Source organism: Clostridium pascui, from assembly GCF_016908015.1.
Lineage (GTDB): Bacteria > Bacillota > Clostridia > Clostridiales > Clostridiaceae > Clostridium_AK > Clostridium_AK pascui.
Window position 1 is genome coordinate 353,519 of record NZ_JAFBDB010000004.1, and the last position, 22,723, is coordinate 376,241.

Sequence of the window (22,723 nt, forward strand, 5' to 3'; positions counted from 1 at the left end):
TATAGAATATCCAGGTGCTATAAGAGATACTAAGGAGCTTTTTATAAACTTAGATTTATTTAAACCCATTCTTCTCTATATAAGAACAAAATATCTGCCAATGTTGTAGACACACATACTGGTAAATATGCTAATGCAGATAATAATGATCCAGTATAGTTCATAAATAAAAGTATATACGAGCAGTTGTTAAAAGCCATGCTGAACCATCTATAAAATGTGTATCAATTACTTTTTAACTCCTCTAAATTAATTTTTTCTAGTTCACTAGAAAGAATCTCTTGTACCTTCTCAAGACCTTTATGAATTGTACAAAATGAACGTCTATTTGCATTACATACTCCATCCTTTATTAGGCATCTATTTATAGCTATGGGGCCTTCCACTGCTTCTATAATATCTCTTAGATTTATATCCTTACTTCTTTTAGCTAGCGCATATCCTCCATTTACCCCCCTATAGGATTTTACCAAACCCGCATGTATAAGCTTTCTTAAAAGTTTTAATAGGAATCTTAATGGAATGCATCCTCTTTCTGCTATTGTTTTAGCATCAAGTTTAGCCTCGTCCCCTTCTTCTGATAAAATCAGCAATGCCCTTACTGCATAATCCGCTTCCTGAGTAATATTCATATATATCCACCCTTACTTTAAATTTCATACTTATTTAGTTGATTTTATATTATTATCTATTATTTTAATTGTCAATATATTATCAATGTAATTAGTAAATAATAATCAACATCAGTTATTATCTATTATTCATTTATTATTATTTACTATGCAATTATTATTATATGCAAATTTGAATTTGTATATAAATTGATGATTTTGATTGTTTTTCCTATATTACTAGTATTAAACTAAAAATTTGTATTAAAACTAGATGTTGTGTATATGATTATAATGTACTACAATATATATTGCTTGCATATTACATTTGTAAGATAATTACAAGCAATTTTGCTTGTTAATCCTATTGTATACTAAAACAGTCTTAATTAAAAGGGGGAATTTATATGCCGTTTTTAAAAGAAATTAATTCTTTAAAACACATAGTAAAAAGATATTATACAAAAACTCTAGAAAGTAGTGAAAACTTAACTGTTTATGATTTATTTAATTGGAAAAAAGTTGATGTATTTTTAAAAGATCATAAAACTTCAAAAGTACTAGTAGATATGAAGGATTTAGAGTTTCCTGAACATTATTCTCAAAATGCCTGTGATATTATTGCTTCTAAGTATTTTAGAAAAGCTGGTGTGCCAAACGAGTGTGGTTACGAAAATAGTATGAAAATGGTAGCCCATAGAATGGTGAACTTTTGGACAGAAGCTCTAATAAATGAAGGCCTTTTAAAAACTGAAGAAGAAAAATCTATATTTTATGATGAAATGGTGTATGGTTTACTTAATCAGATGTATGCCCCAAATTCTCCTCAATGGTTCAATACAGGACTTTCTCATTCCTATAATATAAAGGGTAGTAAACAAGGTACTTATTATTATGATGAAACCCTTGGAAAAATAGTTGAAAGTGAAGATAATTACACAAGAACTCAAGCTTCAGCTTGTTTTATACTTTCTGTAGAGGATAAACTTTTAGGACCTCATTCTATTTCAGAACAATATGTAACAGAAACTAAACTATTTAAGGGTGGTTCTGGTACAGGTAGCAATTTTTCAAGCATTAGAGCAAGAGGTGAGCATCTTTCTGGTGGAGGAGTATCTTCAGGTCTTATGAGCTTTTTAAAAGGCCTTGATCGTAACGCTGGTGCTATAAAATCTGGTGGTACTACAAGACGTGCTGCTAAAATGGTATGCCTTGATATAGACCATCCTGAAATAATGGATTTTATAACTTGGAAAGCTCATGAAGAAGAAAAGGTTAAAGCTCTAGGAAAAATGGGTTATGATATGGATATGGATGGCGAGGCTTACGAAACTGTCTCAGGGCAAAATAGTAATAATTCTGTGAGATTTTCTGATGAATTTATGAGCAAAGTAGAAGACTTACATAAAGACCCTGAAGCAATCATTGATCTTAAAGGACGAGTTGATGAAAATTTAGATAAAAATGTTAAAGTTAAAGCTTTATGGGATGCATTTAATAACTCCGCATGGGCTTGTGCAGACCCTGCTCCCCAATTTTTAGATACATTTAACGCTTGGCATACTTGTCCTGCTGGAGAAAATGGAATTTATGGTGCTCACTATAATAACATAAATTCAACTAACCCTTGTGGAGAATATGCTTTTTTAGATGATACATCTTGTAATTTAGCATCAATAAATCTTTACAAGTTTTATGATGACAAAAAGAAAAATATAGATTTAGAAGGATATGTTCATATTATAGGACTTACTCAACTTATACTTGAAGCTTCAATACACTGGGGACAGTTCCCTACAGAAGACATAGCAAGAAAAACATATATATTTAGAACCACAGGGCTTGGTGTAAGCAACCTTGCATCACTTCTTATGGTGATGGGATACCCATATGATTCTGAAGAAGGAAGAACACTTGCTGCTTCCCTAACAGGAATACTTACAGGCCATTCCTATTTTGTATCATCTTTAATGGCTAAGGAAATTGGAACCTTTGATAAATATGATATAAATAAATTATATATGCTTAAGGTCATAAGAAATCACTCAAGAGTTGCTGGTGCTATTAATACTGATGATACAGATATTAATTTAGATTATGAGGATTTAAAATATAATCCTATTAAAATTAATCATGATATACTCTCAAAGGAATGTTTGGAAAATGTAAGTTTACTACTTAAGGAGTGTTGGACTAATGCCCTTAAAAATGGTGAGCAGTATGGTTATAGAAACGCACAGGTATCTGTTATTGCACCTACAGGAACTATTTCTTTTGCCATGGATTCTGGAGCAACTTCAATTGAACCATTCTTTAGCCATATTGTTTATAAAAAGCTTGTTGGCGGCGGAATGATGACAGTTATAAATCCTGTTATAAAAACTTCACTTAAGAACTTAGGTTATAATGAAGTTCAAATTGGAGATATAATGGATTATATACTTAGAAAAGAGCATGATAAAGTAATAGATGGTAAAATCGAAGGTGCTCCTCATTTAAAAGATGAACACTTAGCCATATTTGATACTGCAAATCGCTGTGGTAGTGGTGAAAGATATATAAGTCCTATGGGCCATGTGAAGATGGTTGCTGCGCTTACCCCACTTATATCTGGAGCTATATCCAAAACAGTTAATCTTCCAAAAACTGCTACAGTGGAAGATTTTAAACAAGTTGTTTTAACTTCTTGGAAACTTGGAATTAAGGGTATTACTCTTTACAGAGATGGCTCTAAGGCAAGTCAGCCTTTAAATACAAGTTTAAATTCTGATACTGAAGTAAAACTTGAATCCTTGACTTATAATGCATTACTTGAAAAAGCAAGAGAACTTCAAAAGGGTGTTAAAGGACCAAGACGTGACAAAGCAGCAGGTATTAGGCGCGGCACTACTCACCCTGCTCAAATAAATGACGTTAAAATATATACTACAGTTAATAGACGTGAAAATGGAGAGATATCTGAAATATATATAACTACAGATAGAGAAGGAACTATAATTACTGGACTTTTAAATTCACTATCTAAGTCAATTTCAGTAATGCTTCAATACCATGTACCACCTCAGGACATTGCAAGAATGCTTAGAGGTCAAAAATACGAACCATATGGCTTTGTTCAAAAGCATCCTTATATTAAATATGTATCTTCTATATCCGATCTTATAAGTAAGATTATAGACATAGAACTTGATGATTATTCAAGATGTCAGGTAAGACCTGAAAGCTACGACTCAAATACAAATAAAACAAATATAATTTCAACTGAGGATATTATTGAAGATCAAAAGACTACCGATTGCTCTGAAATAACAGACATAGCTTCTTCATCGGCAACATTGGAAGTAAGCTTTACAACTTTTGGTGGTGAAAAAGTAGATGGGGAAAGAGTTTACGGCTCTACCTGCCCTCATTGTTCTAGCACAAGAATGGTTAGAAATGGAACTTGCATGGTTTGTTTAGACTGCGGCTCTACTACTGGATGCAGCTAAAAAGGATATTACTACGTTTTTAATGCTCCAGAGCATTAAAAAGTTCTTCATGTAAACTACTAAATTTCTAAAATATTTTAGGGCGGCAGCCTGTGGAGTTACAAAAACTTATAGGAAATAGATGAGGGAATTTCGTCAAAACGAAATTCCCTCATTTAGCATTTAGCATTAAAAATGTCGTACTATTTCTAAATTATTTTCCTATAAGTTTGTCATTTGAAAAAATATGCCCTGTCAACCAATCATTTAAAAGTTGTAATATGCTAATTATATATTCTTCTTGATTCTCATCAATCTTTGAGAAATTTACATCATTAATTCTTTTTATAAATGCATCATGCTCAACCTTTTGAGTAAACATTCTTTTATAACCAATACTTTTCATGTACTCTTCTTCAGCTGTAAAATGGAAAACAGTGTAGTCTTGAAGTTCTTTTATTAATGCTACTATTTTATCATATTTATCAATTGTAAATTCATTTTTTAATAAAGTATAAGTTTTTTCAGCTATTTCAAAGAGAACTTTATGTTGTTCATCTATGAAATCTATTCCCGTTTTATATTCTTCTTTAAATTCGTACATTAAGAATCCCCCTCTTTAACTATAATATATTACAATTATTATACATCTAATTTTAAAGCTTGGCTATAATAATTGTTAATTAATAATCACTGTTACACCTGTATCCATTTTAAGAATTTTTAAAAACATCATAGAAATAGTAGATCTGACTACAAGTAGATAACTACTATTTCTACAAAGAAAACCTATATCATTTATGGTTGAAGCCTTGTTCTATCCCTTGGGAAAAGAGATGTTTCTCTTACATTGCTCAGTCCAAGTATCATAGCTGTTAACCTTTCTAGTCCAATTGCAAGCCCTCCATGTGGAGGAATTCCATACTTGAAAGTATTTAAATAGTACTCATAATTGTTAGGATTTAGACCTTTGTAAAGCATATTATTTATAAGCATATTATAATCATGAATTCTTTGTCCTCCTGTGGTTATCTCTATACCCCTAAATAAAAGATCAAAGCTTTTAGTTTCTTCTTCGCCACTTGGCATGGTGTACATAGGTCTTTTTTCTCTTGGGTAGTGGGTTATAAATACAAAATCCGAATTATATTTTTCCTTTACATAACTACATATTAGCCTCTCTCCCTCTGGATCTAAATCTCCTGATAGAGTTTTCTTATACATTGTATTTAATATATTAATAGCATCATTAAATTTTATCTTTGGTATTTTATTCTCTATAACAGGAAGAGAAGCTCCTAAAAGTTCTATATATTTTGCGCCTCTTTCGTCTAAACTTAATAGCATGTGTTTTATAAATTTTTCTTCAATGTCCATAATATCTTCAAACCCATCTATAAAGCCCATTTCAAGGTCCATACTTACATATTCATTAAGATGTCTGTTTGTGTTGTGCTCCTCAGCCCTATAGGCATGCCCTATTTCAAAAACTCTCTCAAAGCCTGCACCCACCATCATTTGTTTATAAAATTGAGGACTTTGAGCCAAGTAGGCATTCTCCTCAAAATATTTAACTAAAAAAACCTCACTTCCTCCCTCTGCGCCTTCCGCAACTATTTTAGGAGTAAATATTTCTGTAAATCCCTCTCCTTTTAAAAATTCTCTGAATGCCTCTACTATTATATTTTGAACCTTAAATATAGCATTCTTCTTCTCATGCCTTAGACTTAATACCCTATTATTTAGCATCACATCAAGATTTACCTCAAGATCTTTTTTATTTATCTCTATAGGAAGTTCCTCTGTCACCTGACTTAATATCTCCATGCTTTTAATTTGTACTTCAAACGGATTATATGAGTTGTTCCCTTCAACAACACTACCTATAATTGAAACTACTGTTTCAAGCTTTATAGACCTAGCTTCCATAAATTCATTAGTAGCAATGCATTGCACCAAACCAGTCCTATCCCTTATTATTAAAAATGTAACTGATTTTAGCTTTCTTATTCTAGCAACCCATCCTTTAATCAAAACTTCTTCATCTATATGATTTTTTAACTGTTCTACAAGCACTCTTTTCATAACTTGATCCTCCTTATTATTTCTTAATAAAAAACAAAACCCCTTGGAAATATTCCAAGGGGCGAAACGTCGCGATGCCACCCTTATTAACCTAAACACAAATTAAGCCTTTCGGGCGGATCCATTCCCGATAAGGATATTATAAGATACACCAAAAACAAAAACTCTCACTCCTATATAAGGAGTGAGAGTAAATACTTCACGGTGCCATCCTACTTAACTTAGTAATTTAAGTTATCTCTATTCCATATAACGGTGGATACCGATTTACCCTACAACATGTTTTCAAGTAAACTCTTCCAGGATGTCCTTCAATACTAATCTTAACATGGAGCTTTCACCATCCTCCACTCGCTATAGTTGTTAATTAATATCTACTCTTCCCTTCTTCAAATTTATAAAATATAAATTTATATTATTATATTCCAATTACATTCATTTGTAAACAATATTTTTCTTAATTATGAAAATAAACAATTATTAGTTTTCTATATAAAAATAATATCCTTTATCTTATTAATGAATTGTACTATCTTTATATTCTTTAATTTGCGTATAATTTACAAAGACTTTTTATATTTCTTATAGTAATTTGAACTTATAACAATATAAAAAGCACCTAAAATTATAAAAAATACTGCAGAGTATTCCCTTTCTTGTTACATTTCTTACACCTATATATTTATCTATTTCTGATTCACAATCACTATAAATAGGTTTAGTCCCAGCTTGTGCTGAAAAAATATGCATTTGATTTCCTACAGAAACAACAAGTTTCCACCCTGCTTCCTTAAATATAGTAAAATATTCCTCATTTGCTTCTGAATTATATATTTGTCAAATGTTAATAATAGAGAAAGCCATAATGACTTTTAATGTCATTATGGCTTTATTTATATCTATACATACTACCATTTTTATTTGGTATCGATAACCTGATGTGCCATTTTAACTAGCTCATCTTGTGATACATTAGAATCAATTGCTAAAAAAGAATAGTAAATTCCATCTTGCATCCAATTTAAATATTGAACTTGAGAAATTTTTTCTTTATCAGAACCATAGCTAAATACATATTTACCAGACAATTCATCCTTCTTATCTTGTTCTGTCATTTTATAATCTGGTGGTACAAGCTTGTTAGCATATGAATGATAACATAAATTTATACCGTTATAAGTATCTACAACAGTCTCTTTATTTGATTTTTCACCCAGTATTTGATTATCCATAGAAAGGCTTAATTTATCATTGCCTTTTTTATAAGTAAAATCAAGTTCTTTTGTTTTTCCTACAGAGTTACCTTTCTCATCAAGCCCTTCATTATTTACAGTGCATCCATTTTCAAACACATATCCGTTATTAAATTCCTTAATCAATTTAGGATTAAATCCGAAATCCTTCTTTACTTGTTCTACTGTAGGAATGTTAGTATAAGTTGGTATGTTACTCCCATGTGAACTTATAAAGAATACTTTTCCAGCAGCAAATACAGTTGTTCCTATTATCATAGTAGCTGCTAATGTAATTATAACTTTTTTCTTAAATGATCCCATATTAAATATTTTTTTATTTTCCATTTCACCATTCTCCTTTTGATCTGGTAAGCAGTTTAATGTTTCACTTACCTTATTTTTAAAACTTTCAGGCGTATCCGGAAAGGCATTATTCCAATTATAATTGTCCATACATTGCCTCCATATTCTCTAACTTTATTTTTAATAGTTTTCGTCCTTTTGCCAATCTACTTTTTACAGTTCCTGCAGGTATTTTTAAAATTTGCTTAATTTCTTCTACCGAATATCCTTCTACATAATAAAGAACAATTGTAATACGGATACGCTCTGGTAATTTCTGAATAGCCAAATATAGTTCGCTATAATCCTTTTTATCATCAGCCTTGATAGACTCAAAGTATTCTTCATAAGATACCTGTGAATATTCTTTACGTTTTAAACTATAGCATTCATTTATAAGGATTCTAACCAACCATGTCTTAAAATATTGTTCCTTCTTTAATGTATCAAACTTATTATAAGCTTTTAAAATTGCCCCCTGAACTGCATCCTCACAATCTTCATCATGCATCAAAATTGATTTAGATACCCGATATAAAGTAGATTCAGCCTCAAGAACTTTATCTACAAATGCATCTCTATTCAATTGATTTCCTACCTTTCTTTGCAAACTGTAGCGCTACTTTTTTGCCTTACACTAATTAGATGCATACATTTACCAAATGGTTCATTTAATTTTCATTTAAATTTAAACTTTTTATAATATGTGAAACTAACTTTATTCCCATAATAATTCAATATTTATTTTATAACAATTAAAACATATGCTATATTTGTAATATACTTCAAAAGGAGATCGTTATGAAATTTAAAAAATATATGTTATATATCCTATATATTGTATTGATATATATTTTAGTTTTGTTTATTAATTGGTCTAATACTTTATCCAAAAACTATATTAATATGAATTTTGAAATTAATATTTTATATTCAATTCTCCCAATATTTATAGCCATAATATTAGGTGTATTCATGTCTATAGAATATTTGTTTAAGCAATTTAAGAAAAATGGTACCTGGAAAGTTAATGTAAATAAATTAATATTTATTGTAATACCTCTGCTACTATTATCTTTTAGCTTAAATATTTATTTTTTAAACATTTTTCCTAAATTATCTAAGATATTAATAAATTTAAACTCAAGTATTCCGTCTTATTTAATTTTTGGTGTTTTGTGCGGATATAATTTTGCAACAAGTTTTTATAGAACAAATTTTTAAGGAAAGCCATTTTGACTTTCCTTAATCTTAGTTGTACTTTTCTTTTTAGTTTATAGAAGGCACTTCTTAATTATAAATTTTCCATTACAAAATCTCTAAACTATAACTTTGCATCCTGTTTTTCTTTCACTCTTTTCTTTTACCCTTTGTAAAGCTTCTTCACTTCCATTTTCTACTTTTAAAGTTACTGTAAGTTCTACTTGGTTAAAGGAAGGTTTTTTCTTTAAAGCTATCCCCTCTTCTCTGCAGTATAAACAAACTATGTTTATTATTTCATTCATATTTGATGAATTTGATATGAATATATTCCATCCCGTTTTATGAGCAATCTCTTCTATCTTATTTTTATACTTAATACCTATAATAGGAGTTATAAAAGAAAGTTCAATATATTGTCCTAAGTGATTATTTTTAATTCCCTTTTTATAGGGTTTAAATTCTTCTTCTCTAAAGGCCTCATCTATATAGCTTAGTGATTGATTTTGCTCCATTTTAAAGCTACCGCTGCTTTCTTGTATATTCCCCTTTAAAGCTTCATTTATATTTTCAGTGCCCTTTGTTAAAATTTCTAAATTGCATCCTGTGATTTCTTTAAATTTCTCTTCTTCATTTGTGATATTATAACTAGAATTTAAAGTTACCGCAGCAGCATTTCCTCTAAAGGATATCTTTTTTATATCTGCATCTTTTAAAATTTCTCTTATCACTTGTTCTGCTTTGTTTGTGTTTAAGGCATTATTTATTTCTACCTTCCAGCTTGTTTCCTCTTCAAAGATTTCTATAGTCTTATTTATTTCACTTGATACAGCCCTTGGAAAATCAAAGTTTAATATGACCTTTTTTTCTGCATATATAAAGCCTGACTTTTTATAGTTATATTCCTTAAAATGTTTTTCCACTAACTCTGAAAGCTCATTAGGTTTTAATTCCTTTGGAGCTAAAGTTTCTAATACATCTTCTTCAGATTTCCCCTTAAATAAAAATAATCTTTTGTTATCCGTTTCAAAGTATGAGGATTTTAAAATAGTATCTTGAAGCTTTTCTAAAGAACTTACAGTATGCTTGTTACTTCCACTCCATAAATACATAAGCTCTTCTACAGTAAATAACTTTTCTCCATAATTTTCTCTTATAAATTTCCACAGGTCTTTTATGTTTTCTCCACATAATTCCACTTCCATTTTTAAAGCCTGTTGAAATTCTTTTTTCCACTGCTTTCTTGGGTTATTTATATTTATGTTATAACTATCTCCAAGCTTCGGAATAAATACATTTACCCTTATTTCTGGTATAAGTTCACGTCCCAAATTTTCTATAATTTCACCATTACCATGAACTAAGAACACATTTTTAGGTGCTAACATATTTATAAGTGCCTTTATCTCACTTTTATCCCCATGAGCTGAAAGTCCCACTCTTTCTATAGAACATTTTATAGGTATGCTTCTACTGTTTATTTCAAGAACTCTTTCATTGGGCACAGCTTCTAAAAGGTTTAAAAGTTTTCTACCTGGACTTTCTTCATCTTGATATCCTGTAATCACTATGTATCCATTTTCCATGGAAGCTATTTTTTCTGCATAGGCTAAGCTGGGCCCTCCCGTTAACATTCCTGAACTTGAAATTATAACAATTGGTTCATCCTTTTTAAATATCTCTTCCCTTTCATCCGGCTTTTCAATGGGTTTTATGTAATCATCATAAAAAGGCTCTATGCCCCTTAATATCTTTTTTCCTAAAGAATTTTTAAGATATAATGGATTAAATTTATATGCACTATTTATATTTCTTATCATTCCATCCACATATATATTTACCTTTTTTAATTGTCCCTTATTTATTGCCTTTTTAAGTATGAGTATTATTTCTTGAGCCCTTCCTAATGCAAAGGCTGGTATAAGCATTTTACCTTTATTTACAACGCACTGATTAACTATATTTATAAGCCTTTCCTCTTCCAGTTCCCTGTTTGAATGAAGCTTATCACCATAGGTTGCTTCAAATATAGCTGCATCCGGTCTAAGTTTTGGAACCTTTGCTCCTTCAACAGTTCTTTGAGAAAATAATGAAAAGTCCCCTGAGTAAAATAATGCCCCTTCCTTTGACTTAATGTATACCAAAGAAGCCCCTGCAATGTGCCCTGCATTATAAAATGTAATAGTTATGTTATCAAATATAGGAAATTCTACTTGATAATTTATAGTAAACACTCTATCCAGCATATTTTGTACATCTATTTCAGCATATAAAGGAATTTCTGCTTCACGATTATTCATAATCTTTAAACTGTCATAAAGCAACACCCTTACTAAATCTTTGGTCATGTTATTCATATAAATTTTAGCATTTGGATATTCCTTACTTATGATAGGAAGGGAGCCTGTATGATCCATGTGGGCATGGCTTATCATTATAGCATCTACTCCCCCCTTTTCTTGAATAGTTCTAAAATCAGGTAGTGGATCTTTTGCTGCTCCCTGCCTTATTCCTGAATCAAGCAAAATATTTTTACCGTTTATATTGATTAGGATAGAACTTGCCCCGACTTCATAAGCTCCACCTAAAAAACTAAGCTCCATAGCAAACCTCCGATAATATTAAATAATAATTATGCCGTATTCACTAGCTTTTCAATTAATATCCCAATTATTATAAATAATAATCCTATAAAAGAAGATACATATATTCTATCGCCTAATATAAAATGAGTATATATTAGTGATATAAAAGGAGTCAGAAAAATCATATTTGACATTTTAAACGTATCTCCATACTTTAAGGCCAAGAACCACAATACCGATGCAATTCCTCCTGAAAAAGCTCCAAGCCATATTAATCCTAAAAACTCCTTAAAATTTATTGCTGGTATATAATAAAATATACATAAATAAATGGCTATGTATACAAAAGTAAATGCATAGTAAAACATCATAGATAAAAATTTATCATAATTATGTTTTTTACCAAGTACCGAAAATACTCCATAACATACAGCTCCCATTAAAGCCATTACATATCCCTTCATATTTTCCATTTCTACAGCTATATTCATCTTTCCTTTACTTACTACAAGATATATTCCTATAAATCCCATACCTATAGCAACTGCCTTTTTAATATTAAATTTTTCCTTAATTAAAATACACGAGAATATTCCCACCCATACAGGCCATGTGTAATTCACTATAAAAACTTCTTGTGCTGGGGCATACATAAGCGCTCCATAAAAAAATATATCGTATAGAAACACTCCTATAAAACCCATATAGGCAAAATTAAAATAATCTCTTTTAGTATAACTTTTAACCTCTTTTACACTTCCCCTTTTCCATGAAATAATAAAAAGGCTAATAAAAGCTATAAATGAAATATAAAATAGTATTTGAAAGTTACTTAAGTTTTTTAACACAATTTTCCCAACCGTTGCCGATGACCCCCAGAGTAATGAAGTTAAAACAACCAATGTATATGCTAATTTTTCTTTAGAAGAAACTTTAACCTTTACATTTAAAATTTCCACTATCTCATCCATGAAAACTCCCCCTATTTTAACGCTATTACTATTATATAATAATTTTTACGTATCTTATATAATATTATAATTATAATAGTCTTTATAAATCAAAAAAATCAGCTAAATACTAGCTGACTTTTTTATAATTTATATTTATTATAAGGATATCTTTTTTATATATAGATTTTCATATTTTACTTATATATTAGATTACAATTGAATCTGGTAATAAGAACAAATTCAAATTATTAAGCTTATTTTTATAAGAAAGATTATTTGCTATAAGCTTTGCCTCATCTAAACTTCTGGCCTTAAATGTAAAATGTCCGCCTTCCTTATTATAAAATCCTCCCCCAATCAAATACTTCGCAGTATCTCCTTCGGAAATTCCTTTACCATTAACATTATAATATATCTTGACAAACAATTTATTATTCATACGTATACCCCCATTTATTCTTGCTTTTGTTATAAATCAACACCTCTTATTTCTTTAAGGTATTTTTCTATATAACAAATATATGAGTGAAGCTTATATATTATTCCTGTATTAACATTATTTATTATAAAGAACACATGTTCGTTTGTCAATAAAAATTATATTCCGACATTCAAAAAGGAAAATGTGACATTTTTTCTATAATTGTAGGTACCTTTTCAATTTATTAATATTAAGATAAGCTTTTTCTGCAAATTCCTTGGGGGTTATTTTCTTCTCATCTTCTCTTGTATAAAGCTCCATACCTAAAATCCCCTTATATGTGTCTAAAGGAAAATCTTTTTTTAATGTAGCCCAGTCTATGTTCCCGTTATAAGGTATCCAGTGCCTATCCTTTAATCCATCATTATCAGATATATGCGTTGCAAATAATCTATGTCCATGCTTTTCAAGTAAGTTTACTTTTTCTCCTTTTGAAATCACATTATGAGAGGTATCAAAACAAAATCCTAAATTAGGAGAGTCTATATTAGAAAGTATATAGTCCACAAATATATTGTAATCAGTATTTTCTATAGCAACCTTTACACCTAAATCCTCTGCTACCCTTACTATTTCTAAAAAACACTCTATTCCTAAGTAGTTTGGCTCTTCTACTTTAAAAAACTCCGATACATGCATAACTATTATAGGAATATTAAATTTGCTGCAATCTTTAATCCATCCTATATGCTGATTTACAAGAGCTTTTCTTGTAGTTAAATCACCTTCCCAAAAATCACTAGTGTTTGTGAAAGGGGCATGAATATTTTCTAAAATAAGTCCGTACTTCGAAACAATTTCAGGAATATTATCCTTTTTAAGAATTATACTATTCTGCGTATCCTGAAGCTCATCTTCCCACCAAATTGATACAGCATCAAATCCTGATTCCTTTACAATTTTTATCCTTTCTTCAAAAGGCATTATATATCCAAACCATGAAAAAATGCCCACTTTCAATTCTTTCATTCTAATCATCCTTTACTTTAGTGTATCTTTTATAACTCTTTCTATGTTTTTATAGCATATCTTTTCTATTTCATTCAGAGAAAACTTTTCCTTTTCAAGAGCATAAATAAGCTTATCCATTTGAGATGCATCTTCTATTTCAACTTTAGAATGTATACCATCAAAATCCGTTCCTAATGCTATGACATCTATTCCTCCAATATTTTTAATATGCTTTATATGTTTAATCATGTCTTCTATCTTACTTACACTGTCTTCAGTAAGAAATTCTGTACAAAAGTTTATTCCTGTAACTCCACCTTTGTTTGATAAAACTTTTATCATTTCATCAGTTAAATTTCTTTGATGATTTTGTACTGCCCTAGCATTAGAATGGGACGCTACAAATGGACTCTTTGAATATTTGTGCACATCATAAAATCCTCCATCTGAAAGGTGAGATACATCTATTATAATTCCGAGGTTATTCATTTGCTCTATAACTTCTATACCAAATGGAGTCAATCCTTTATGACTATTTATCCTATCATAAGCAGGATACCCTATTTCATTTTTAAAATTCCATGTAAGTGTTATCAATCTTACTCCTAAATCATAAAATCTTTTTAAATTATCAATGTTACCTTCTAATGCTCCCCCTTCTTCTATGGTTAAGAATGCTGAAAGTTTATCGCGCTCTTCATTATATTTAAGTTCTTTATAGTTTCTAGCCAAAGAGATACATTCCCTATTTTTCTCTATTTCCATGTGAAATCTATTAGCCATATCCATTGCTCTATTTAATCTATTTGGAGTTTCCCCTGCATCTATAAACAATGCAAAGAATTGCGCCTTATAATTTGTCTTCTTCATCTTTTGTATATCAATAGAAAACTTATTCTTGTATAATCCAAACTTTGAATCATCCATAAGTTTATATATAGTATCACAATGCATATCTATAAAATTCATTATTGTCGCCTCCTTACTTTATCTTATTATATAATTTATAGTATTAAAATATATACATAAAATTATAATTTTTTTATAACCCATATAAAGCTTTTGTATTTTCCTAAACTTTCTATGAGCATAATAGTTAAAAGAATACATAATTTTTCACAAAGTATAATCTACGCTATTCTCTCTATATTTTTAATTTTACATAGGAATTATATTAGGTATGTAGAATATATTGAAAATAAAGGAGGGATTTATATGAGTCCGTTTAACAATACTTTTGACAGTTTTTTATTTGCTTATTTTGCTCCCATTTTTATGATTATTGTTTTTTGCTTAGTTATTGGTGGTTTTATATTTACTATAGTTGGGTCAATCAAAACAACAAGATATAATAATTCACAACCTGTGCTTACCGTTTGGTCAAAGGTCGTAGCTAAAAGAACAAGTGTATCCAGTCATGTTCACAATAACAATGATAATATACATCATACAAGTCACTCAACTACTTATTATATTACTTTTGAAGTAGAAAGTGGAGATAGAATAGAGTTCAGAATTAATTCAGATGAATTTGGAATGCTAATTGAAGGGGATACTGGCAAGCTTACCTTTCAAGGTACTAGATATAAAGGATTTGAAAGAGAAAGATAGAAATTTCACTTTACAAAATTTCTATCTCCCTCAAATACTTAATTGTCATGAAATCCTCTGATTATCCTATAGCACCGTTTTGTATTTTTATTTATCTCTTTCTATCTACTTTATTTTTTCCCACCATGCTTCCATTGTAACAGCCTCTTTTAAGTCTAGTTTTTGTCCAATCAACGGATACAATAATGGCATGTTTTTTTTCTTGCTTTCTTCTATAACTTTAATTATAGGTTCATCCCAATCATGCATGGAAAGAGCAAACTTTGCCCAGTGTCCAGGCATTAGTTTTTTTGCTTTTAAATCTAGCGAAGCCTGAATTACCTCCTTAGGCATCATATGTGAATTTTTCCAATACTTACTATACTGTCCGCATTCCATAATAGCAAGGTCAAAAGGCCCATGAGTATTTCCTATGTCCTTAAAATGCGGACCATAACCTGTATCTCCACTGTAGAAAATTTTCATATTTGGCGTTTTAAACACAAAAGATCCCCATAAAGTTTGATTTGACTTCACTCCTCTACCAGAACGATGCCTTGATGGAGTTAAAGTTACCTCAAACATTTCATCTAAAACTATAGTCTCACCCCAATCTTCTTCTACTATAATATTATTATCATAGCCCCAATGTTCAAAATGAGATCCTACCCCAAGTGCTGTAATAATCTTTTTAATTTTAGGCTTCAGCTTTGTAACAGTCTCATAGTCCAAATGATCATAATGATCGTGAGAAATAAAAAGATAATCTATATTAGGTATGTCATCTGCAGTATATACACTACTACCCTTATAACTTTTATTAAAAAACTTTACAGGAGATGCATATTGACTTAAGACAGGGTCAATTAAAACTTTCTTTCCATCAACTTGTAAGAAGAAAGATGAATGTCCTAGCCAAACTATAATATTTTCATCTGATTTTAACTTTTTCAAATCGCTCTTTACTGATGGAATATCTGAAGAAGGTCTAATTCTTTTATTTTTATTAAAGAAAAATTCATTAAACATTTCATACATGCTAGTGTCTTCTCCTAAATCAGAAGTTTCTACAGCATACTGAAACTTTCCATTTTTATAATTAGGTGAATTTTTCACTCTTGATAATCGATCTCCTGTAGGATTATTACCAAACTGAGTCTGTTTCATAAATATATATCCTCCAATCATTATAAGAATGATAACTATAGCAGTTATTTGTACTACTTTCAATAGCTTGTTCTTGCAGCAGCTTTTAACTTTATTAGAGCTGCTATTAGTATGAGCTTCTTTCAACTTTATCCTGCCTCCTCTTACGATGAAGTTATACTTTCAATTATATGTAGAATACCCTACTATGTAAATTTATTACAACTAATTTTATAATAATATAAGTAAAATTAAAAAGCCAGCATTAAGCTGACTTTTTAGATAATACAATTATTTGAATTGGATTTGCTTGTGCAGGAATACTTTTTGTAGATATGCTATAAATTACTACAAGCTTTTTGTTTGTAAGCTTTCCTTTAAAAGGCTTTCCGTCTTGTGTAATAATCTTTGTATCATTAGAAATATTTAACTTCAAAGATTTGTCGGAGCTAATTAAATTCTTATCAAAGCTATCAACTTTAATATTTTGATTCTTATCAAAGATAGCAACAACTTCAGCGTTGTATTGAGGTGGATATATCATTATCATAGGTTTATCTGCATCATAGAATCCAGTTATAACAGATCCTATACCAATGTTTTCATTATTTATAATATGCGTATCTTTAGATAATATAATGTTTGCTTCTCTTCCTTCTGCATCTTCTACCAGAACATATTTTAAATCCTTTTTAGCTCCTTGAAAATCTGTTATTGTTTTAACTGTTCCAGTAAAAGATTTAAAATTATATAGTTTTTCTTCTTTTGCTTCACTACTTATTGGAGCAACCTTCCCAATTAATTTAATATAGTTAATTAGTTTTAAGTTATCCCTACTAGCTGCAAAGGCTGTAGATGTAGACGCTGCTAGTATGGCAATAGACAAAATCCCCGTAAATCCTCTTTTAAATTTCATAAATTCTCCTCCTTTAAATTCGCTCTATACTTGTTATACGTATAAAATTACCTAATGTCATACTTGTAGTATAAAAAATCCCTGAATCTTCCTAAATATAATAAGTGCTAAAGACTTTGGAACTTACAAACTGCCTAAATGATACATTAGCTTCTGTAAATTCTTAGTATTTAGCACTTATAAATTTTAGAAATTCTTAAATTACAAGTTAGGATAATAGAAAATAAAACGTTTATTCAAACTTTCCTATAAAGTCACTTAAATTTTCTATTTTACAATCATAAGCCTTGAGATCATGTCTTTTAAAAGCTGCAGTATATTTAAGGCCACTGCCAGTAACTATGCAAGTAACGGTATCTGTATCCTTTAAACATCCTTCAGCTACTAATTTTTTAATAGAAGCTAGTGGTACTGCAGACTCAGGCTGTCCAAAAATTCCTTCCTCAGCCATTTCTTTTTGTGCTGTAACTATTTCCTCATCAGTTACAGCAACACATATGCCCCCATTTTCTCTTATCTTTCTTAAAACTTCATTTCCACTTGGTGGGAATGGGTTTTCTATGCCATGAGCTATAGTTTCATGTTCTATTACTCTCTCGATATTTTCCTTGTCATCCCTAAAAGCATTAAATATTGGAGAGCATCCAGAAGCCTGAGCACATATCATCTTAGGTATTTTATCAATTAATCCGCATGCTTTAAATTCTTCAAATCCCTTAAGTATTCCTCTTATATTTCCCCCAGCACTAGTTGGAACTATAACATAGTCCGGAACCTCAAAATTTAGCTGTTCGCATATTTCAAAAGCTATAGTCTTAGATCCTTCAACTCTATATGTAACATCAGAGTTTATAAAGTATATTCCATACTTTTTACCTATTTCTAAGCTTTCGTAATATAAATTACCATAGTCTCCATCCACCTTAATTAGATTAGCTCCATATATAGCCACAGGATTTAATTTTTCTTCTGGGATATTTTTATCTACAAGTATAAATGTTTCAAACCCTGCCCTTTGTCCGTAAGCTGCAACAGATACGGCCATATTGCCTGTAGAAACTGCCCCTACCTTTTTATATCCTAAACTATATGCATGCTGTATTCCTGCTAAAGTTCCTCTATCTTTAAAGGACCAAGTAGGATTTTGGCTTTCAGTTTTAAAATAAACCTTTTTGACCCCTACCTTTTTTGCTATCTTAGGAGAAGGTACTAATGGAGTAAATCCTTCATGTAATGATAAATCATTATTTACTTCACCAAATGGGAAAAAGTCGCTGTATCTTTCAAGCATAGTTTGTCTTAGTGGATTTCCTTCTTTAATTTTTCCTTCTTTAACAAGTTGAACTTCTAATGGTTCATTACACTCTCCACATCTTGGATGAACATTTTGTATAGGATATTCCTTACCACATTTAGTGCAGTACATTTTTATATCTCTCATTTTTATTCCTCCCTTAATAAACAATCATATATACTAAATCCCTTGGAGTATGGTCCTAATGCTGGAGCTGAATTTTGCAATTTATAATTTTCTTTTTCATAGGTTTTAATCTATAATATTAATGTTAAGCAGAAAAAAGTTTATATATTCTGATTTCTCCTGCTACTTAAAATAGTATTCTATGTGCATTTCTTAAATCCTTCTTTGAAACTATCAATTTTTATACTCTTACAAATTATTCGTGGATAATTACCTGCTTATGATTTATAATATTATTGTTCTTAATAATGTTGGAGGTTTTAAATGAACTGGAATAAATGGCATCCTAAATATGTAACAAGAAATATTAAAAGGGAAATTACCGTTTTATATAAATGCTATAAAAATGAAAGTACACCTTGGTATGCTAAACTAGCAATATTATTAGTTGTTATATATGCCCTAAGTCCCATAGATTTAGTACCAGACTTTATACCTATTCTTGGTTACTTTGATGACTTAATACTGTTGCCCTTAGGAATATGGCTTGCTTATAAACTAATACCTGATGAAGTGATAAATATAGAGAAGATACTTACTGAAAACTTGATTCCAGAAAAAGAAGCTAAAAGCAAAAAAATTGTTGGTGCTATAGTAATAATTTTCATTTGGGTACTTATAGTTTGGGCTATAGTAAGACTTATTTCTAAATAAATCGGATATTAGTACTTATAGAAATCGCTTATGAATATTATTAATAATGAAATAATGCAATGTAAGCATATTAAAGGGGGGATTTAATTATGCTTAAAAATTATATAGAGATTGTAATTGATGAATTGTTACCTCATGTTCTTGACAAGTATTCTGATATATGTACATGTCCACGATGTGTTGAGGATATAAAAGCTATAGCTTTAAATAACCTAAAGCCTTTATATGTAGCTACTGAAACAGGATTTGTATATGCAAAGGTAAATGATTTAAGAACTCAATTTACTACTGATGTAATAAAAGAACTTATGAGTGCAATTGAAATTGTATCTAAAAACCCAAGACATTTTCAAAATTAGCAACTACTAAAAGTTAAGTATCCATCAATAAGAAAATAGAGAAAGAATGCTATCTACTGCATTTTTTCTCTATTTTTATCTACTTGTTATCCTTATTTTCCTTATCCTTCATTCTATTAGGTTTTGCTTTAGGCTTTATCTTTATATTATTCTTTTGACCTTTACTTGTATATCTTTCTTCATTAAATAAATCAAAAAACCATAAAAATAATATTACAAATATACCTGAAGGAATTAATCCCCATATAGTAGTATTGAAACCAGGTCTTATGATAGATGGACCTGTTAACGTTGCTATGGCTAAGCCAAATATTAACCATTTATTTGGTTTGAATTTTTGTAGTACATAAATTTTTAAAACATTATATATTATGATTACTACAAAGGAAAAAAGTACAAGTCTTAATATATATCCAAAATTACCTGACATCTGATGACCCCCTCTCATATTAAATGAACTATTATATATATTATTGTATATTTTTTCAAATATATCAATATTAATTTTAAAAAGTTCTTACACTAAATTATATATTGCTTTATTTTAAATATTAATAATAAAATCCTTAGTATAAAGTTAGTGAATTTGGAAAAGATATAGATGTAATAAAATCAAATATAAAGGAGATGTAATTATGAGGGGATTAGATGTTATTGCACTTATATTAGTAGTAATAGGAGCTATAAATTGGGGATTAATAGGTTTCTTTGACTTCAATCTAGTTTCAGCATTATTTGGAAGCATGACTACATTTAGCAGAGTAATTTACTCTCTTGTTGGTATAGCAGGTTTATATGCAATATCTTTCTTTGGTAGAAATAATGAAAGAGAACCTAGATAAGGCAAAAGTGCATTTTCAAAATTTGAAAATGCACTTTTAAATTTATTATATTTCTTGTATTGTTCTTTTATTGAACGCTTTTTCTACTTCTTCACTTTCAATTGGTTTTCCAAGTATATAGACTAAAAGTATAGTTGCTACTAAGGCTAATGGAAGTACTACAACTATTGGAAGACCAAATCCCGCTGGAATATATCCAAATAGTATTGTTATTACACCAACTGATAAAGAATACCACATTTGTGTTCTAACATGATCAAGATGATCACAAGCTGAACCCATAGACGATAATATTGTTGTATCAGATATTGGTGAACAATGATCTCCAAATATAGCTCCTGTTAAAACTGCACTGGTACTTAATATGATATATTGAGCATCCCCTGGTGCAATTCCATTTGCTAATGGTATTGTAAGTGGCATAAGTATTCCCATAGTTCCATAAGAAGTTCCAGTTGCAAAAGATATTATAGCTCCCATTATAAATATTATAGTTGGAAGTAAGAACTTTGGTAATGTGTCTGATAATATAGCAACTAAGAATCTAGCTGTTCCAAGTTCTTTTATAACTCCACTTAAAGACCATGCAAGTAGAAGTATTACCCCTGTTATAACTAATGATTTCATTCCTTCTACCCACGTATCAATAGCTTCGCCTAATGTAAATATCTTCTTTGATATACCTATCGCCATAGCAACAATACTTGCAAGCAATCCTGCTTGGAATAAAACAATGCTGGCATCAGATGCACTAAAGGTTTCCCTTATAGCTGCAAAAGATGATGGTGCTGAAGCTACTATAGCTTTTACAGCCTCATCTTCTCCACCCATTATTGAATTGTATCCATCTAAGTAAAACCCTCCAAAGGCTCCTATTAAAAGTACACCTATAGGAATTATGGCATTCCAAATACTTAATTTGATTCCTTCTCTTGGCTCAAGTCCTGTAGCTTCTGAAGATACCATAGGTTTTGCTGTATCTGATAACAATTTGCCTTCATATCTTGCTCTTCTTTCTGCTTTAAGCATTGGTCCAAATTCTCTTAAAGTAACTGCTGTTACTACTATAAATACTAATATTAGTATATTATAAAATCTGTATGGAATTGTTTCTAAAAATACTCCATAGGCATTTACACTTTGTCCTATTTGAGAATATCCATCCTTTATTAAACTTACTTCATATCCTATCCATGTGGATATTAAAGCAATACCTGCAATTGGTGCTGCTGTAGCATCTACTACAAAGGAAAGCTTCTCTCTTGAAATTTTCATTTTATCTGTAACTGGTCTCATTATAGGTCCAACTATAAGTGAATTTGCATAGTCATCAAAAAATACAAATATACCTAAAAGCCAAGTTATAATTTGCGCACTTACTGGAGTCTTCGCTTTTTTTGCAAGAGATTCTGCTACTGCTTTTGCTCCACCCATTTTCGAAACTATTGCTATAAGTCCACCTATAGACATACATTGTAAAATTATCCCTGCATTCCACGGATCCGCTAAGGAATCCCTAACTTTATTTATAAGATCTAGGAACCCATAAAATATTGCATATCCTATACTATGTCCTGAAAGCTTTATTAAGAATGTTCCCGAAAGAACTCCAAGTGTTAAGGAAAGTACTACGTTTTTAGTAACAAAGGCAAGTATAATTGCAACTAGTGGTGGTAATATTGTAAGTATTCCAAATTTATCCGCATTAATTTGTGCTGGATCTGGTTCAGCTGCAAATACTGTAGTAGTCAATACGAATAGAAATAAAATGGTAAGTGTTGAAATTAAAGTTTTCTTTTTCATAATCTTTCTCCTCCTCATTTTTT

Annotated in this window: 21 protein-coding genes, 1 pseudogene and 1 other annotated feature; of the genes and pseudogenes, 5 read left to right on the forward strand and 17 right to left on the reverse strand. The window is 30.1% G+C overall.

Features of this window, described 5'->3' with window-relative positions; translation table 11 throughout:
* Positions 1 to 59: 59 nt before the first annotated feature.
* Positions 60 to 200 (reverse strand): hypothetical protein, encoded by a 141-nt coding sequence (locus JOC70_RS12305; protein ID WP_204599175.1) that lies wholly within the window; start codon positions 198 to 200, stop codon positions 60 to 62.
* Between the two features lie 24 nt (positions 201 to 224).
* Positions 225 to 632, reverse strand: coding sequence for an RrF2 family transcriptional regulator (locus tag JOC70_RS12310; RefSeq protein ID WP_204599176.1), 408 nt, complete (start codon positions 630 to 632; stop codon positions 225 to 227).
* Positions 633 to 1,018: 386 nt separating this feature from the next.
* Between JOC70_RS12310 and JOC70_RS12315 the strand changes: the two genes are divergently transcribed.
* Entirely contained in the window at positions 1,019 to 4,099 is a 3,081-nt protein-coding gene (locus JOC70_RS12315; RefSeq protein ID WP_207755299.1) for a vitamin B12-dependent ribonucleotide reductase, read from the forward strand.
* Positions 4,100 to 4,292: 193 nt separating this feature from the next.
* On the opposite strand, the gene JOC70_RS12320 is transcribed toward JOC70_RS12315, so the two are convergent.
* The 10 genes and pseudogenes from JOC70_RS12320 to JOC70_RS12365 all read right to left on the reverse strand — a co-directional run bounded on the left by JOC70_RS12320 (position 4,293) and on the right by JOC70_RS12365 (position 14,879).
* Positions 4,293 to 4,682 carry a bacteriohemerythrin gene (locus JOC70_RS12320; protein ID WP_204599177.1) on the reverse strand — a complete coding sequence of 130 codons (390 nt, stop codon included), beginning with the start codon at positions 4,680 to 4,682 and terminating at the stop codon, positions 4,293 to 4,295.
* 194 nt (positions 4,683 to 4,876) lie between these two features.
* The gene (aspS, locus tag JOC70_RS12325; protein WP_204599178.1) at positions 4,877 to 6,163 is read right to left on the reverse strand and encodes an aspartate--tRNA(Asn) ligase; all 1,287 of its coding nucleotides are present in this window, start codon (positions 6,161 to 6,163) and stop codon (positions 4,877 to 4,879) included.
* A gap of 177 nt (positions 6,164 to 6,340) precedes the next feature.
* Positions 6,341 to 6,562 (reverse strand) — a binding site (T-box leader).
* 234 nt (positions 6,563 to 6,796) lie between these two features.
* Positions 6,797 to 6,994 (reverse strand): annotated as a pseudogene (locus JOC70_RS12330) (DUF2812 domain-containing protein); the annotation flags it as partial.
* An 86-nt stretch (positions 6,995 to 7,080) separates the two neighbouring features.
* Positions 7,081 to 7,851 carry a hypothetical protein gene (locus JOC70_RS12335; RefSeq protein ID WP_204599179.1) on the reverse strand — a complete coding sequence of 257 codons (771 nt, stop codon included), beginning with the start codon at positions 7,849 to 7,851 and terminating at the stop codon, positions 7,081 to 7,083.
* On the reverse strand, positions 7,838 to 8,326 hold the full coding sequence (locus tag JOC70_RS12340) for an RNA polymerase sigma factor (protein ID WP_204599180.1): 489 nt from the start codon (positions 8,324 to 8,326) through the stop codon (positions 7,838 to 7,840). The genes JOC70_RS12335 and JOC70_RS12340 overlap by 14 nt, the downstream gene beginning before the upstream one ends.
* Positions 8,327 to 9,059: 733 nt before the next feature.
* On the reverse strand, positions 9,060 to 11,543 hold the full coding sequence (locus JOC70_RS12345; RefSeq protein WP_204599181.1) for an MBL fold metallo-hydrolase: 2,484 nt from the start codon (positions 11,541 to 11,543) through the stop codon (positions 9,060 to 9,062).
* 29 nt (positions 11,544 to 11,572) lie between these two features.
* The gene (locus JOC70_RS12350; protein WP_204599182.1) at positions 11,573 to 12,496 is read right to left on the reverse strand and encodes a DMT family transporter; all 924 of its coding nucleotides are present in this window, start codon (positions 12,494 to 12,496) and stop codon (positions 11,573 to 11,575) included.
* 187 nt (positions 12,497 to 12,683) lie between these two features.
* Positions 12,684 to 12,917, reverse strand: coding sequence for a hypothetical protein (locus tag JOC70_RS12355; RefSeq protein ID WP_204599183.1), 234 nt, complete (start codon positions 12,915 to 12,917; stop codon positions 12,684 to 12,686).
* A 198-nt stretch (positions 12,918 to 13,115) separates the two neighbouring features.
* Positions 13,116 to 13,928, reverse strand: a complete 813-nt coding sequence (locus JOC70_RS12360) for a sugar phosphate isomerase/epimerase family protein (protein ID WP_243429123.1) — start codon at positions 13,926 to 13,928, stop codon at positions 13,116 to 13,118.
* Positions 13,929 to 13,940: 12 nt separating this feature from the next.
* Entirely contained in the window at positions 13,941 to 14,879 is a 939-nt protein-coding gene (locus JOC70_RS12365) for a dipeptidase (protein ID WP_204599184.1), read from the reverse strand.
* 246 nt (positions 14,880 to 15,125) lie between these two features.
* Here JOC70_RS12365 and JOC70_RS12370 point away from each other — a divergent pair, with 246 nt between their 5' ends.
* Entirely contained in the window at positions 15,126 to 15,521 is a 396-nt protein-coding gene (locus tag JOC70_RS12370) for a DUF2500 domain-containing protein (protein ID WP_204599185.1), read from the forward strand.
* 105 nt (positions 15,522 to 15,626) lie between these two features.
* Here JOC70_RS12370 and JOC70_RS12375 read toward each other — a convergent pair whose 3' ends face one another.
* The 3 genes from JOC70_RS12375 to thrC all read right to left on the reverse strand — a co-directional run bounded on the left by JOC70_RS12375 (position 15,627) and on the right by thrC (position 19,003).
* Entirely contained in the window at positions 15,627 to 16,793 is a 1,167-nt protein-coding gene (locus JOC70_RS12375; protein WP_204599186.1) for an MBL fold metallo-hydrolase, read from the reverse strand.
* A gap of 118 nt (positions 16,794 to 16,911) precedes the next feature.
* Positions 16,912 to 17,562 (reverse strand): hypothetical protein, encoded by a 651-nt coding sequence (locus tag JOC70_RS12380; RefSeq protein WP_204599187.1) that lies wholly within the window; start codon positions 17,560 to 17,562, stop codon positions 16,912 to 16,914.
* Positions 17,563 to 17,794: 232 nt separating this feature from the next.
* Entirely contained in the window at positions 17,795 to 19,003 is a 1,209-nt protein-coding gene (gene thrC, locus JOC70_RS12385) for a threonine synthase (protein WP_204599188.1), read from the reverse strand.
* A gap of 303 nt (positions 19,004 to 19,306) precedes the next feature.
* Between thrC and JOC70_RS12390 the strand changes: the two genes are divergently transcribed.
* Together JOC70_RS12390 and JOC70_RS12395 are read left to right on the forward strand one after the other, a co-directional pair.
* Entirely contained in the window at positions 19,307 to 19,696 is a 390-nt protein-coding gene (locus tag JOC70_RS12390) for a YkvA family protein (protein WP_204599189.1), read from the forward strand.
* 89 nt (positions 19,697 to 19,785) lie between these two features.
* The gene (locus JOC70_RS12395; RefSeq protein ID WP_204599190.1) at positions 19,786 to 20,055 is read left to right on the forward strand and encodes a late competence development ComFB family protein; all 270 of its coding nucleotides are present in this window, start codon (positions 19,786 to 19,788) and stop codon (positions 20,053 to 20,055) included.
* 79 nt (positions 20,056 to 20,134) lie between these two features.
* On the opposite strand, the gene JOC70_RS12400 is transcribed toward JOC70_RS12395, so the two are convergent.
* Entirely contained in the window at positions 20,135 to 20,485 is a 351-nt protein-coding gene (locus tag JOC70_RS12400; RefSeq protein WP_204599191.1) for a hypothetical protein, read from the reverse strand.
* 205 nt (positions 20,486 to 20,690) lie between these two features.
* Here JOC70_RS12400 and JOC70_RS12405 point away from each other — a divergent pair, with 205 nt between their 5' ends.
* Positions 20,691 to 20,897: a DUF378 domain-containing protein gene (locus JOC70_RS12405; protein ID WP_035309650.1), complete on the forward strand. Its 207-nt coding sequence runs from the start codon at positions 20,691 to 20,693 to the stop codon at positions 20,895 to 20,897.
* Positions 20,898 to 20,942: 45 nt separating this feature from the next.
* Here JOC70_RS12405 and JOC70_RS12410 read toward each other — a convergent pair whose 3' ends face one another.
* Entirely contained in the window at positions 20,943 to 22,700 is a 1,758-nt protein-coding gene (locus tag JOC70_RS12410) for a Na+/H+ antiporter NhaC family protein (protein ID WP_204599192.1), read from the reverse strand.
* Between the last annotated feature and the right edge of the window lie 23 nt (positions 22,701 to 22,723).

Excerpts from the sequence above, each read along its gene's own strand:
- JOC70_RS12305 (WP_204599175.1), bottom strand. The coding sequence starts at position 200 with ATGGCTTTTAACAACTGCTCGTATATACTTTTATTTATGAACTATACT.
- JOC70_RS12310 (WP_204599176.1), bottom strand. The coding sequence starts at position 632 with ATGAATATTACTCAGGAAGCGGATTATGCAGTAAGGGCATTGCTGATT.
- JOC70_RS12315 (WP_207755299.1), top strand. The coding sequence starts at position 1,019 with ATGCCGTTTTTAAAAGAAATTAATTCTTTAAAACACATAGTAAAAAGA.
- JOC70_RS12320 (WP_204599177.1), bottom strand. The coding sequence starts at position 4,682 with ATGTACGAATTTAAAGAAGAATATAAAACGGGAATAGATTTCATAGAT.
- aspS (WP_204599178.1), bottom strand. The coding sequence starts at position 6,163 with ATGAAAAGAGTGCTTGTAGAACAGTTAAAAAATCATATAGATGAAGAA.
- JOC70_RS12335 (WP_204599179.1), bottom strand. The coding sequence starts at position 7,851 with ATGGACAATTATAATTGGAATAATGCCTTTCCGGATACGCCTGAAAGT.
- JOC70_RS12345 (WP_204599181.1), bottom strand. The coding sequence starts at position 11,543 with ATGGAGCTTAGTTTTTTAGGTGGAGCTTATGAAGTCGGGGCAAGTTCT.
- JOC70_RS12350 (WP_204599182.1), bottom strand. The coding sequence starts at position 12,496 with ATGGATGAGATAGTGGAAATTTTAAATGTAAAGGTTAAAGTTTCTTCT.
- JOC70_RS12355 (WP_204599183.1), bottom strand. The coding sequence starts at position 12,917 with ATGAATAATAAATTGTTTGTCAAGATATATTATAATGTTAATGGTAAA.
- JOC70_RS12360 (WP_243429123.1), bottom strand. The coding sequence starts at position 13,928 with ATGAAAGAATTGAAAGTGGGCATTTTTTCATGGTTTGGATATATAATG.
- JOC70_RS12365 (WP_204599184.1), bottom strand. The coding sequence starts at position 14,879 with ATGAATTTTATAGATATGCATTGTGATACTATATATAAACTTATGGAT.
- JOC70_RS12370 (WP_204599185.1), top strand. The coding sequence starts at position 15,126 with ATGAGTCCGTTTAACAATACTTTTGACAGTTTTTTATTTGCTTATTTT.
- JOC70_RS12380 (WP_204599187.1), bottom strand. The coding sequence starts at position 17,562 with ATGAAATTTAAAAGAGGATTTACGGGGATTTTGTCTATTGCCATACTA.
- thrC (WP_204599188.1), bottom strand. The coding sequence starts at position 19,003 with ATGAGAGATATAAAAATGTACTGCACTAAATGTGGTAAGGAATATCCT.
- JOC70_RS12390 (WP_204599189.1), top strand. The coding sequence starts at position 19,307 with ATGAACTGGAATAAATGGCATCCTAAATATGTAACAAGAAATATTAAA.
- JOC70_RS12395 (WP_204599190.1), top strand. The coding sequence starts at position 19,786 with ATGCTTAAAAATTATATAGAGATTGTAATTGATGAATTGTTACCTCAT.
- JOC70_RS12400 (WP_204599191.1), bottom strand. The coding sequence starts at position 20,485 with ATGTCAGGTAATTTTGGATATATATTAAGACTTGTACTTTTTTCCTTT.
- JOC70_RS12405 (WP_035309650.1), top strand. The coding sequence starts at position 20,691 with ATGAGGGGATTAGATGTTATTGCACTTATATTAGTAGTAATAGGAGCT.
- JOC70_RS12410 (WP_204599192.1), bottom strand. The coding sequence starts at position 22,700 with ATGAAAAAGAAAACTTTAATTTCAACACTTACCATTTTATTTCTATTC.